The 11,883-nt window shown below is 30.5% G+C and carries 12 protein-coding genes; 3 read left to right on the top strand and 9 right to left on the bottom strand.

Annotation, left to right across the window (positions count from 1 at the left end):
- Positions 1-28: 28 nt before the first annotated feature.
- Both gap and RSC72_RS13140 read left to right on the top strand, forming a co-directional pair.
- Positions 29-1,033, top strand: a complete 1,005-nt coding sequence (gap, locus tag RSC72_RS13145; protein WP_332578566.1) for a type I glyceraldehyde-3-phosphate dehydrogenase — start codon at positions 29-31, stop codon at positions 1,031-1,033.
- 477 nt (positions 1,034-1,510) lie between these two features.
- A complete protein-coding gene (locus RSC72_RS13140) occupies positions 1,511-2,104 on the top strand; it encodes an RNA polymerase sigma factor (protein WP_332578565.1) in 594 nt (197 codons plus the stop codon).
- A 265-nt stretch (positions 2,105-2,369) separates the two neighbouring features.
- Here RSC72_RS13140 and aspS read toward each other — a convergent pair whose 3' ends face one another.
- The 6 genes from aspS to RSC72_RS13110 all read right to left on the bottom strand — a co-directional run bounded on the left by aspS (position 2,370) and on the right by RSC72_RS13110 (position 7,818).
- Complete coding sequence (gene aspS, locus RSC72_RS13135) at positions 2,370-4,127, bottom strand: aspartate--tRNA ligase (protein WP_332578564.1); 1,758 nt, start codon at positions 4,125-4,127, stop codon at positions 2,370-2,372.
- 269 nt (positions 4,128-4,396) lie between these two features.
- Positions 4,397-5,500 (bottom strand): alpha/beta hydrolase, encoded by a 1,104-nt coding sequence (locus tag RSC72_RS13130; RefSeq protein WP_332578563.1) that lies wholly within the window; start codon positions 5,498-5,500, stop codon positions 4,397-4,399.
- Between the two features lie 2 nt (positions 5,501-5,502).
- Positions 5,503-6,141: a GntR family transcriptional regulator gene (locus RSC72_RS13125; protein WP_332566409.1), complete on the bottom strand. Its 639-nt coding sequence runs from the start codon at positions 6,139-6,141 to the stop codon at positions 5,503-5,505.
- 146 nt (positions 6,142-6,287) lie between these two features.
- Positions 6,288-6,860 carry a Crp/Fnr family transcriptional regulator gene (locus tag RSC72_RS13120; RefSeq protein ID WP_332566408.1) on the bottom strand — a complete coding sequence of 191 codons (573 nt, stop codon included), beginning with the start codon at positions 6,858-6,860 and terminating at the stop codon, positions 6,288-6,290.
- 53 nt (positions 6,861-6,913) lie between these two features.
- On the bottom strand, positions 6,914-7,204 hold the full coding sequence (locus RSC72_RS13115) for a putative quinol monooxygenase (RefSeq protein ID WP_332566407.1): 291 nt from the start codon (positions 7,202-7,204) through the stop codon (positions 6,914-6,916).
- Positions 7,201-7,818 carry an NAD(P)H-dependent oxidoreductase gene (locus tag RSC72_RS13110; RefSeq protein WP_332566406.1) on the bottom strand — a complete coding sequence of 206 codons (618 nt, stop codon included), beginning with the start codon at positions 7,816-7,818 and terminating at the stop codon, positions 7,201-7,203. The genes RSC72_RS13115 and RSC72_RS13110 overlap by 4 nt, the downstream gene beginning before the upstream one ends.
- A 168-nt stretch (positions 7,819-7,986) precedes the next feature.
- On the opposite strand from RSC72_RS13110, the gene RSC72_RS13105 reads away from it, so the two are divergent.
- Positions 7,987-8,784, top strand: coding sequence for a cobalamin-binding protein (locus tag RSC72_RS13105; RefSeq protein WP_332547054.1), 798 nt, complete (start codon positions 7,987-7,989; stop codon positions 8,782-8,784).
- A gap of 355 nt (positions 8,785-9,139) precedes the next feature.
- On the opposite strand, the gene RSC72_RS13100 is transcribed toward RSC72_RS13105, so the two are convergent.
- From RSC72_RS13100 to RSC72_RS13090, 3 genes are all read right to left on the bottom strand, one after another.
- A complete protein-coding gene (locus RSC72_RS13100; RefSeq protein WP_332547052.1) occupies positions 9,140-9,703 on the bottom strand; it encodes a hypothetical protein in 564 nt (187 codons plus the stop codon).
- 55 nt (positions 9,704-9,758) lie between these two features.
- On the bottom strand, positions 9,759-10,778 hold the full coding sequence (murB, locus tag RSC72_RS13095) for a UDP-N-acetylmuramate dehydrogenase (RefSeq protein WP_332547050.1): 1,020 nt from the start codon (positions 10,776-10,778) through the stop codon (positions 9,759-9,761).
- A gap of 88 nt (positions 10,779-10,866) precedes the next feature.
- Positions 10,867-11,883, bottom strand: a 1,017-nt coding sequence (locus RSC72_RS13090) for a pyridoxal phosphate-dependent aminotransferase (protein ID WP_332578562.1), incomplete at its 5' end; no start/stop codon positions are given.

Raw genomic sequence — 11,883 nt, 5'->3', positions numbered from 1 at the left:
TTTAATATAAAGGGAAATTATATATACTATGTCAAAAATTAAAGTAGGAATCAATGGATTCGGAAGAATTGGTAGCCTTGTATTTGGGGTTGCTATCAAAAGAGAAAATATCGAAATCGTAGGAATTAACGATTTAGTTGATATTGACTATTTAGCATACATGTTAAAGTATGACTCTGTTCATGGAAAATTTGACGGAGAAATTAAAGTTGAAGATGGACATTTAGTTGTAGATGGACAAAAAATTAGAGTTACTGCAGAAAAAGATCCTGCAAACCTAAAATGGGATGAAGTTGGTGCTGATGTAGTAATTGATGCAACAGGAATCTTTTTAACGAAAGAATCTGCACAAAAACACATTGATGCTGGTGCAAAAAAAGTTGTAATGACAGGTCCATCAAAAGATGATACACCAATGTTTGTAATGGGTGTTAACCACGACAAAATTACAGCTGCAGACACAATTATTTCTAATGCTTCTTGTACAACAAACTGTTTAGCGCCTTTAGCTAAAGTAATTCACGAAAACTTCGGAATTGTAGAAGGTTTAATGACTACTGTACACGCTGCAACTGCAACACAAAAAGTAGTAGATGGACCATCTATGAAAGATTGGAGAGGTGGACGTAGCGCAATGACAAACATCATTCCTTCTTCTACTGGTGCTGCAAAAGCAGTAGGTAAAGTAATTCCAGAACTTAACGGTAAATTAACTGGAATGTCTTTCCGTGTGCCAACAGTCGATGTTTCTGTAGTAGATTTAACAGTAAAATTAGCAAAAGAAACTAATTATGACGAAATCAAAAAAGTAATGCGCGAAGCTGCAGAAGGTGATTTGAAAGGAATTATCGGGTATACAGAAGATTCAGTAGTTTCTATGGATTTCCGTGGAGATACAAGAACATCTATTTTTGATGCAGAAGCAGGTATTATGCTAAACCCAACTTTTGTGAAATTAGTTGCATGGTATGATAACGAAATTGGATACTCTAACAAAGTAGTTGATACAGTAGAATATTTCGCAAATATCTAAGAAAAAAATAGTTTATTTTATGAAGCCTTTCCATTTTGGAAAGGCTTTTATTTTTTTATTCTTACTTTAATGTATTATGGACTAATATTTGATTTTAGCTTTACAAAGCACATCAAAATGAAAAAAGAAATAATATATAATAGTCCAAAAAAATCAACAATTGATAAAATTTTAGCTTTTTCTAAATCAATATCAAATGTTAAAACGTCTAAATTAAGATCAACCATCATTATTCATCTTAATTAACATCTACTACTCTCTATCCTACTTATTTATTAAATTCACAATAATGTTAATTCAATATTATGGATAAATATGAAAATTAACAATTATTTATTTTTTTAAGAAAAATTTAAATAAAATTAAGAATTTTTATGTTAAAAAACTTGTAGCAAATATTTGTTTACCTATATTTGGATAAACAATAAAAAAACAGCCTATAGATTAAATTCTACTTTATAATTAACAATTGCTACTATGAACTATGAAGATGACTCTTTATTAATCCAAGATTATTTAAGAGGTAATGAAAATGCTTTAGAAACATTAATAGAGAAATACAAAGGAAGAATCTATAGTTTTATATACTCTAAAGTCTTAGATAAAGATGTAACCGAAGATATTTTTCAGGATACATTTATCAAGGTAATCCTTACATTAAAAGGTGGACGATATAACGAAGAAGGTAAATTTTTACCTTGGGTTATGCGTATTGCTCATAATTTGACTATTGACTATTTTCGATCAAACAAAAGAATGCCAACAGTTAGTGAAACAGTTGGATACAATGAAGAATATAACATTTTCGATTTTATTGGAATTTGTGACGAATGTTCTGAAACTAAAATTATTAAATCACAAATAGAACATGATTTAAGAAATTTAGTAACAAAATTACCAGATGATCAGCGAGAAGTTTTAGAATTAAGAATATTTAAAGAACTTAGTTTTAAAGAAATTGCAGAAGAAACTGATGTAAGTATAAACACTGCTTTAGGGCGAATGCGCTATGCAATTATCAATCTGAGAAAGGTTATTGAAAATAATAACATTATTTTAACAATGGACTAAAAAATAAACTTTACAATTTAGCGTTTTAAAGAAAATGTAAGTTTATTTATATGATTGAATTTTACTCAGAAAGTTTCGAACCAAAACAAGCTACCGTAAATAGATTAATAATGTTCTCAAAATCAATAACATCTGTTAAATCAGAAATATTGAAAGAGATATTGATTATAAATTTGAATTAAAAGTTATTTGTTTTTATTTCGAAATAAAAAGCCTAAAATGTAAAACATTTTAGGCTTTTTTATGAATTAAACTTTGCAGTTAATTATTTTTCTACAAAAGTTGATTTGATATTTAATTCTACCATTTGCTCATCTGCAATAGTTGATGGTGCATCAATCATAACATCGCGACCAGAGTTATTTTTTGGGAATGCAATATAATCACGAATAGTTTCTGAACCATCTAAAATAGATACAAAACGGTCAAACCCGAATGCTAAACCTCCGTGTGGTGGCGCTCCGTATTTGAAAGCATTCATCAAGAAACCAAATTGTGCTTCTGCTTGTTCTGCTGTAAATCCTAACAATTCAAACATTCTTGCTTGAATATCTTTATCAAAAATACGAATTGATCCTCCTCCGATTTCGTTTCCATTCAAAACTAAATCATACGCATTTGCACGAACTTCACCTGGATTAGTTGTTATCAACTCCATATCTTCTGGTTTTGGAGAAGTAAAAGGATGATGCATTGCATGGTAACGCTCAGATTCTTCGTCCCACTCTAACAATGGAAAATCTACAACCCATAATGGTGTAAAAACTTCTGGATTACGTAATCCTAAACGCTCTGCAATTTCCATACGTAAAGCCGATAATTGCGCACGAACTTTGTTTGTATTACCAGACATTACCAACATCAAATCTCCTGGTTTTGCGTTCATACGCTCTGCCCAAGCTGCTAAATCTTCTTGAGAATAGAATTTATCTACAGAAGATTTAAACGTTCTGTCTTCGTTGTAACGCACCCAAACCAATCCTGTAGCAGCAATTTGTGGACGTTGAACCCATTCTATTAATTTATCAATATCCTTACGTGTGTACGTATTTAAGCCTTCGGCAGCAATACCAACAATTAATTCTTGTTCATCAAAGATTTTGAAATCTTTTCCTTTTGCTAAATCAGAAATTTCTCCAAACTCCATTCCGAAACGAATATCTGGTTTATCATTTCCATAACGACGCATTGCTTCAGCAAACGTCATACGAGGAAAATCTCCAAATTCTAATCCTTTGAAAGTATGTAATAAATGTTTTGCTAAACCTTCGAAAACATTCATAATATCTTCTTGCTCTACAAAAGACATTTCGCAGTCTATCTGAGTAAATTCTGGTTGACGGTCTGCACGCAAATCTTCGTCACGAAAACATTTCACGATTTGGAAATATTTATCCAAACCTCCAATCATCAATAATTGTTTGAATGTTTGCGGCGATTGTGGCAACGCATAAAATTCTCCTGGATTCATACGAGATGGAACCACAAAATCACGCGCACCTTCTGGTGTAGATTTAATCAAAACTGGTGTTTCAACTTCTACAAAATCTTGTGCATCTAAATATTTACGAACTTCCTGTGCAACTTTGCTTCGGAAGATTAATTTATTTTTAACTGGATTACGACGAATATCTAAATAGCGATATTTCATACGAATATCCTCTCCTCCATCCGTATTATCATCAATTGTGAAAGGTGGTAAAGCAGATTCGTTCAAGATTGTGATAGAATCAGCTAAAATCTCAATTTCTCCTGTTGGAATATTTGGATTTTTTGAAGCTCTTTCTATTACTGTTCCCGAAACTTGGACAACGAATTCGCGTCCTAAACTTCTTGCTGTTTCAAATAATTCTTTTGATGAACGATCTTCATCTAAGATGATTTGCGTGATACCGTAACGGTCGCGTAAATCTATCCACATCATAAAACCTTTATCGCGTAGCGTTGAAACCCAACCGCTTAAAGTTACTTTTTCGTTAATGTTGGCTTGTGTAAGTTCACCACAAGTATGAGTTCTAAACATTTGTCCTCGAATTTATTGTGTAAAGGTAAAGTTTTGCTGTGAAATAAAGAAGTTATCGAGTTATTTTCAATGAATAAAATCAATTATAATTTCTTTCGAAAGATTGAACAAAAATTGATAGAAATATTGTCATACTAATTGAAAATAAAATAAATAATGTATTAATTGAAGACTCTTACCCTTTATATTTCTAATTTTCAGTAGAATATTTTATTAAAAAACCTCGTTAAAGGAGTTTTTAACGAGGTTTCTTAATGAGTATTACAGTTTTAATTATGTTTTGCAAAAAAATCCGTCAAAGATTTATACAATATTTCAGGTTCTTCTGCTGGAATGTTATGAGAGGCATTTTTGATGTATATCAATTCTTTATCTTTTTTAGGAACATTTTTCAGTGCTTTATAAATCATTCGTCCAGATTCTATTCCAATTGCGTAATCAGAATCTCCTTGAAGAACTAAAATCGGTGTTTTAATAACTGCAAGTTGGTCTAAAACATTCAGATTATTGTAAGCTTCTTGCTCGTGAAATGCTTCATTAATATACTCAAATCTTTTCATAGCTTGCTCTATCAGTTCTGGCGTGTATCTAACGCGAGTATAAAAATCTGGATCATTCAATAACTTATCAGTTTTCCCTTTCTTTTCAGGTTGAGCCCAATAAACATCAAATCCTAAATCTTTCGGAAACACATATCTTATCGAGTCCATATCTGCAAAGAAACTCTTGAATCCACTTTTTTCTATAACGTCCAATTTTTGCAAGATTTCATTAAATCTCTTGATTTTTACAGGATCGTTCGTTTTCTTTATCAGTTTATTAGCTAATTGTTTTTCGTGTTTTATCAATGCAAAATTATTATTTTGAATATTGGCAGTGCCAGAGTTACTGATAAATGAATGTATTTTTTCTTGATGTTTTATCAAATACAAAAATCCAAACGTTCCACCCCAAGAAGAACCCAAAAGATTGATTTTTTTATTGGGATATTTAGCTCTGATATAATCTACCACAACATCCAAATCTTTCACAAATTGATCGGTTGTAAGCATCGATTTATCTTTCCATTCGTCAGATTTTCCACTTCCTCTTTGGTCAAAATAAACCATCAAATAATCATTTTCAAAAATATTTCTGAAAAATTCGTGATCAACATTAAAAGCTCCTGGTCCACCGTGAAGCGTTATAATAATAGGTTTTTCGGAATTACCAACAATTCTCGTGTAAAGATTTGACTTTTCTATCGGAATAAAAAATTCGGTATCAATTTGCTTATTTTTTTCATTACCTACGTTTTGTGCAAAAATATTGAGCGACAAAAACAGAAAAATGATGATGTTTAGTTTTTTCATTTGTGTTAATTTATTATTCATAATTAGTTTTTAGATCTTAACCAGTTTACAAGCGCATACATTCCTACTAAATTATTTTCTGCAAGTAATTCTATGGCTTCTTGTAATTCTCCGTTTTGTAATCGAAGAATAATATTTTCGTGTTGATTACTCGATTTCTCAACCTTTTTTTTCATCGCCATATAAGCGTATTCATAGCGTTGCGACTGACGATGTAAGGTTTTAATCATTTTTAATAATCGTTGATTTGGACAATTAGAAAGCAATAATATATGCCAACTTTCATCTAATTCTACCACCTCTTTTGGTGATTTTGAATTAATAATCTTCGAATTAATTTCAGTCAGTTTATCCAAAATTTTATTATTTGGAATACCCGATAATTCCAACGCAAATGATTCTAATTTTGCTCTCAAAGGATAAATTTCATCAATATCTGCTTCCGAAAATTTAGCTAATCTGTAGCCTTTTCTGGGTTCGGATACTACAATTCCTTCCCATTCTAATTGTTGTAAAGCATCTCTTAATGGCGTTCTGCTTATGTTTAATAATTCTGTCAATTGTATTTCTCGTAGCGGCTCATCAGGTAATATTTCGCCATCGATTATTAGCTGCCACAATGCTTTTATAATTTGAGTTTTTAGCGATTCTTGTGTTATCATATCAAAATGTATATTGTATACAATATGCAAACCTAATCATTTTTAATGAATTATAACTTTATTATTAAGATTTTAAGAAAAATAATTCAAAAATCGGGGAAGACAGCTGATTATAGGGCGTAGAACTTACCCGATTAAATATAATGCTACTTTTTTTCTAATCTACTCAACGTTTCTCTAGAAACACCCAGATATTGTGCAATCATAGTTTTAGAAACACGCTGAAAAAGAGCTGGATACTGATGCAATAACAGTTCATATTTTTCTTTAGCAGAATTTTTCATCATCGACAATACTCTTTTTTGTAAAGCAACATAACCCGAAAATGCCTTTTGACCATGAAAAATATACATTTTAGGAACTGCTTCGCACATCTTTTTTCTATTATCAAAACTAAGTTCTAGCACAAGACAATCTTCCAAAGCTTGTACACACATATTCCCTTTTGATTCATTTACTAACGCAGGATAGTCAGAAATCCACCAATCTTCCATCGCAAACTGAATAATATATTCCTTTCCAACTTCATCTTCTGTAAAAGCTTTCAGACAACCTTTCACAACCAAAAATTCAGACGTAATAATTTGTCCAGCCTCTATGATTAGAGCTTTTATATTTACTTCTATAGGAGAAAAATACGGTAATATTGTTTGAAATTCTTCATCAGTTAAAGCAATTACCGCTTCAATATGTTGGCGTAAAAAAATAGCATAGTCCATTCTTCAAAGTTAAGAAATGAAATACGCTATTTTTTATATAGACAAAATTTTAACTATTTTTCTATTTTTTGTGTAAGAATAACAAGTGGCTTTTCTTGAAAATAAGCTGATGGTAAAGAAATAAATTCCTGTATATGAGCTTGTTTATTGTGAATATTTAATCCTTCTTCATCTTCCCAGATTTCATAGAAAACAAATTGATTTTTATCTTCAATACCTTGGTGTAAATCATATTGCAGACAAGCTTCTTCTTTTCTAGTTTGAATTACCATGTTTTCTAAAACCAATTTTACTTCGTCTAAATAAGCAGATTTAGTTTTTACAATAGCGGTTATATAAATCATTTTATTAGATTTTCTTCGGTTACAAAAATTGACTCAAGATGTTTTTTATATTCTTTTCTATAATTTTCTATTCGTTCTTCCGTTGCATTTTTTTCTAAATCATGAAAGTGAAAACCTTGAATTTTTGTCATTCCAACAAAAGCATTCATGTGATGAAAACCGAATAAAACACCATCGTCAACAGATGTTTCATTAAAAAACTCTCCTGGTAAAGTAAAAGCAGTGTCTGGTGCATTCCAAGTAGAATTTACAATGTAATTTTTACCTTGCATTAACCCTCCTGTTCCGTAATTAATTTCCGGATTTTTACGTGAACGCCCATCACTTGCATACATTCCATTTTGGTGACCAGCCGTAAAAACATCATCAATGTATTTTTTTAAAAGATTGGGAACTTGAAACCACCAAATCGGTGTATTGTAAACGATAATATCTGCCCATTTAAAATTTTCGACTTCAGCCATCGCGTCAAAATCATCGTTTACATTAAACATTCGAACATCAAAATCATTCGCCGTAAAAAAATCTGCTGTCCAACCTGTTAATGTATTATTGAATAATCCGCCCGAATGAGCAAAATTTTGTCCTCCGTTTATGATAAATATATTTTTCATTTTCTTAAATTGTTTCTGCAAATCTCAGTTTTTTCCTCAAAAAATAGCTGTGATTTAAGTCACAATTTTATACGATTAAATTTCTTAAAAATTAATCGTATCATTTTAATTAATGGTATGAATTTCTTATTTTTAACCATCTTTCAATCCAAAATAAAAATCAAAAAAATGTCTACAAATCGCTATCCACAACGAATTGTTTGTTTAACAGAAGAAGGAACAGAAATTTTATATGCAATTGGCGAACAACATCGTTTGGTGGGAATTAGTGGTTTCACGTATCGTCCGCCAGAAGCGAGAAAAGAAAAGCCAAAAGTTTCTACTTTTTTAGATGCTAAATTTGAAGAGATTATTAATCTAAGACCAGATTTAGTCATCGGATATTCTGATTTACAAGCAGATATTGCAGCAGAATTGATCAGAAGAGGAATTAATGTTTTTATATTTAATCATAAAACAATCGATGAAATTTTGAACATGATTTTACAATTTACTTCTTTGATTGGTTGTCAAGAAAAAGGGTTAGAATTGATAAAAAAATATGAAATAAAATTAGAAAACGTTAAACAACAAGCGTCACTTCTTCCCTATCGCCCTACTGTTTTTTTTGAAGAATGGGACGAACCAATTATATCGGGAAGCGCTTGGGTAAATGATTTGATAGAAATTGCTGGTGGAAAATTGGCTTTTCCTGAACTGAAAAATAAAGCGTTGGCAAAAGATAGAATTTTGTTGGATGAACAGGTGATTGAACGAGATCCCGAAATTATTATCGGTTCGTGGTGTGGAAAAATGTTCAAACCCGAAAAAGTAAAACAACGTTTAGGTTTCGAAAATGTGAAAGCTGTTCAACAAAATCATTTGTACGAAATAAAATCTGAATTGATTTTACAACCTGGTCCTGCTGCTTTAACCGATGGTTTGGATAAGTTGGTAAAAATTATTAATTTCACGATTCAATCTTAAACTATAAAACCTAAATACATGGATCAAATTTTTATTAATATGATAAGTAGTATTCTCTACGTTGTATTTAATATTATTCTCATTGTCATTGCATCTATCGCTTATAAAAAAAGAATTCCTCTTAGCAATCTATTACTAATTGTTTCTATTATAAACATTGTATTACCTATCTTAAGAAGAATACTACTAAATTTTGATTATGAGTATCTTATAATAACAGCCAACATTGAAACAATTTTTTATATAATTTTCGGTGTTGTATTAATTATTGGAATTTCTAAAATAAAAAACATCAATTTTGATTAAAAAAATCGTATAAAAATGATTTGGATAAAATTGTGGAGATTATTGGAAATTACAGTAGTTGACCTTTTTGAAAAATGGAATAGAAATAATCTTTATTTGGAATAAATCCTTGATATCTTGTAACCATCCATTGATTATTTTCTTTTCCTGTTATAAAACTACCAACAATTCCATTATTATAATTCACAACTAAAACAGAAGATAAATTCAATTGATAATAGCTTTCAACATTGTCTATTTTAAACAATCTAAATTTTCTATTTTTAAATTCAATATCCATAAAATATTTAACTTGAAGTTTTATTGAATCATTCAATAATAAGAATCCATTTCTCTTCTTATCACTAAAATCAAAAATAAGTTGATTATTTTGAGAAGAATACGAATAAAAACTATCTTGAATAAATATTCTATCATTCACTTCGTAGTCTTTACTTTTATAATAAAAATTACCTTTTAAATATAACTGATTACATGAATTATTTGTTGATACAATATAAAGAGTAGGTTTATCATCTGTTTGATTATTTATAAAATAATCATCATAAGTACATTGTTCTTTACTACATCCAAACAAAATGAATCCCAAAACAAATATTATAACTTTATTCATAAACTTAATTTAACTAAATATAACAAAAAAAATCCCGCCAAAAGCGGGATTTAATTTATTGTATAATATTGACTTCTCTAATCAATGTAACGCCATATTTGGCTTTTACATCTTCTATAATTCGTTCGGACAAATCAAAGATTTCGCGTCCAGTTGCATTTCCATAATTCACCAAAACCAAAGCTTGTTTATTGTGAACACCTGCATCACCAAAACGTTTGCCTTTCCAACCTGCGTGTTCTATTAACCAACCTGCGGCTAATTTGACACCCGAATCAGTTTTGTAATGAGAAATTTCTGGATGATTTTTTTCAATCTCTGCAAATTCTTCATTTGTAATGACAGGATTTTTAAAGAAACTTCCCGAATTCCCTATTTGAGAAGGATCTGGCAATTTACTTTGACGAATTTTAATCACTGCATTGCTAATTTCTTGAATTGTTGGTTCTGCAATTTGCTCCAACTCCAATTCTTGCTTTATTGCACCATAATCAACATGAAGTTGATGATTTTTCTTCGTTAATTTAAACGTAACCGCAACCAAAACATATTGACCTTTCAATTCATTTTTGAAAATAGATTCGCGGTAACCAAATTGACATTCTTCATTGGTAAAAGTTCGTTCATCGCCCGTTTCCAGAGCCAATGTTTGTACTTCTTGTATGTAATCTTTCACTTCAACTCCATACGCACCAATATTTTGCATTGGCGCCGTACCAACGTTTCCAGGAATCAAAGATAAATTCTCTAATCCACCAAAATCATTTTCTAACGTCCATTCTACAAAGCTGTGCCAATTCTCACTTCCTTGCGCTTTTACATACACAAAATCGTCATCTTCATTGATGATTTCAATTCCTTTCAGATTTAATTTCAATACAATTCCAGAAAAATTATCGACAAAAAGTAAATTACTTCCTCCACCGATAAATAATATTGGTAAATCTTTCTGACGACGAAAAACCAAAACTTTTCTTAAATCCTGAATAGTTGCGACATCTGCAAAATATTTTGCCTTTGCTTCTATTCCAAACGTGTTGTATAATTTTAAAGAATAATCTTCGATGATTTCCATCTTACTTATTTTTTTATAGAAAATGTCAGCAATTTATTATCATCACTCAAAAATAGTATGACAATAAATAAAAACTGACAATATTTTTTTATCTAATTGTACCTGGATATTGCTCTAAAGCTTCTTTCAATAATTCTACTGAACGAATTAAATCTTCTTCTTTAAGAACATAAGCCAAACGAACTTCTTGAATTCCTGAATTTGGCGTTGAATAAAATCCTGCCCCTGGCGCCAACATTACTGTTTCTCCATTTGATGAAAACGACTCTAATAACCAAATTGCAAATTTCTCTGCATTATCTACTGGTAATTGAATCATACAATAAAATGCTCCTTTCGGATTTGGACAAACAACACCTGGTATTTTATTAAGACCGGCAACCAACGTATCGCGGCGTTTCATATATTCTGTACGACAATCTTCAAAATAAGTTCCAACATTGCGATGTGCTAAAGTTGCAATATATTGAGAAATTTCAACAGGGCTTAAACGTGCTTGTGCAAACAACATTGCAGCTTTCATAAAATCTTCATTACGCGAAATAACTGCTCCAGAACGTGCTCCACATAAAGAAAAACGTTTTGATTCAGAATCAATAACAATCGCATTATTTTTCAATTCTGGGAAACTTAAAACAGATGTAAATTCTTCTTCTGTATATAAATATTCTGCATAAACTTCATCAGAAATTAAATAAATATCATGTTTAAGAACTAATTCTTTTAATTGGATTAATTCTTCTTTAGAATATACATAACCAGTAGGATTTCCTGGATTACAGATTAAAATAGCACGCGTTTTATCTGTAATTTTTTTCGCAAATTCTTCGATAGATGGTAAAGAAAAGTTTTGCTCTATAGTAGAAGGAACTGGAACGATTTTTACATCATTTTCACACGTAAAACCGTTATAATTCGCATAAAAAGGTTCTGGAATAATAACTTCATCACTAGGATTTGCAATAATTCCGAAAATAAATAATAAAGCTTCCGAACCACCTAAAGTTGCAATAAAATTTGTTGGATCAAGCTCTATTCCTCTATTCTTATAATAATTTGCTAAAGCTTGACGATAATCTAATGTTCCTTCTGAGTGCGTGTAAGC

It is taken from the genome of Algoriella sp. (assembly GCF_036647415.1).
GTDB lineage: Bacteria > Bacteroidota > Bacteroidia > Flavobacteriales > Weeksellaceae > Empedobacter.
This window is presented reverse-complemented; position numbering and strand designations above follow the sequence as displayed.

Coding starts and splice junctions, on each gene's coding strand:
- gap (WP_332578566.1), top strand. CDS start 29: ATGTCAAAAATTAAAGTAGGAATCAATGGATTCGGAAGAATTGGTAGC.
- RSC72_RS13140 (WP_332578565.1), top strand. CDS start 1,511: ATGAACTATGAAGATGACTCTTTATTAATCCAAGATTATTTAAGAGGT.
- aspS (WP_332578564.1), bottom strand. CDS start 4,127: ATGTTTAGAACTCATACTTGTGGTGAACTTACACAAGCCAACATTAAC.
- RSC72_RS13130 (WP_332578563.1), bottom strand. CDS start 5,500: ATGAATAATAAATTAACACAAATGAAAAAACTAAACATCATCATTTTT.
- RSC72_RS13125 (WP_332566409.1), bottom strand. CDS start 6,141: ATGATAACACAAGAATCGCTAAAAACTCAAATTATAAAAGCATTGTGG.
- RSC72_RS13120 (WP_332566408.1), bottom strand. CDS start 6,860: ATGGACTATGCTATTTTTTTACGCCAACATATTGAAGCGGTAATTGCT.
- RSC72_RS13115 (WP_332566407.1), bottom strand. CDS start 7,204: ATGATTTATATAACCGCTATTGTAAAAACTAAATCTGCTTATTTAGAC.
- RSC72_RS13110 (WP_332566406.1), bottom strand. CDS start 7,818: ATGAAAAATATATTTATCATAAACGGAGGACAAAATTTTGCTCATTCG.
- RSC72_RS13105 (WP_332547054.1), top strand. CDS start 7,987: ATGTCTACAAATCGCTATCCACAACGAATTGTTTGTTTAACAGAAGAA.
- RSC72_RS13100 (WP_332547052.1), bottom strand. CDS start 9,703: ATGAATAAAGTTATAATATTTGTTTTGGGATTCATTTTGTTTGGATGT.
- murB (WP_332547050.1), bottom strand. CDS start 10,778: ATGGAAATCATCGAAGATTATTCTTTAAAATTATACAACACGTTTGGA.